Annotated in this window: 1 protein-coding gene and 1 pseudogene; both read left to right on the plus strand. The window is 70.8% G+C overall.

Annotated features, from left to right (window positions below; translation table 11 throughout):
• Positions 1-411 (plus strand): annotated as a pseudogene (locus EAO77_RS36390) (amino acid permease); the annotation flags it as partial.
• A 78-nt stretch (positions 412-489) separates the two neighbouring features.
• Positions 490-767 (plus strand): Mov34/MPN/PAD-1 family protein (locus EAO77_RS36395; RefSeq protein ID WP_147992573.1); only part of this gene is annotated, 278 nt, incomplete at its 3' end.

Here is a 767-nt window from a genome sequence, read left to right on the forward strand (position 1 = left end):
ACCCCCGCCGTCGGCATCGCGGTCTCCGTGGCCCTGATGGGCATCGGCGTCGTCCTCAACTACGTCGTCCCGGAGAAGGCGTTCCTCTACGTCACCTCCGTCGCCACCGCGGCCGGCATCTGGACGTGGATGATGATCCTCGTCAGCCACATCCGCTACCGCGCGGCGGTCGACGCCGGGCGCCTGCGCGCCTCGTCCTTCCCCGCCCCCGGCGGCGCCCTGTTCAGCTGGGTCGCGCTCCTCTTCCTCATCGGCGTGACCTGCATGATCGCGTACGACAAGGACGCGCGCGTCTGCCTGTACGTCGCGGCCGGCTGGGCCGTGTGCCTCGCCGTCGGCTGGGCGGTCCTCAAGAAGCGCGACCCGCGCATCGCCGAGCGGGTCCGGCAGCCGGTGGACGCCGGCCGCTGACCGGCCCGTCACCCGCTCCGTCTCGGCAGACGGCCTCCGGATCCCTGATCCGGAGGCCGTCTGCCTATTCTGTCGCCCATGCTGACCATCACCCGCGCCCTGTTCGACCAGATCGTCGCCCATGCCCGTGCGGACCACCCCGACGAGGCGTGCGGCGTCGTCGCGGGACCGGAGGGTTCCGGCCGCCCCGAGCGGTTCATCCCCATGCTCAACGCCGCCCGCTCGCCCACGTTCTACGAGTTCGACTCCGCGGATCTGCTGAAGCTCTACCGCGAACTCGACGACAACGACGAGGAGCCGGTGATCATCTACCACTCCCACACCGCGACCGAGGCCTACCCCTCCCGCACCGACGT

The organism is Streptomyces sp. T39 (assembly GCF_008042045.1).
Lineage (GTDB): Bacteria > Actinomycetota > Actinomycetes > Streptomycetales > Streptomycetaceae > Streptomyces.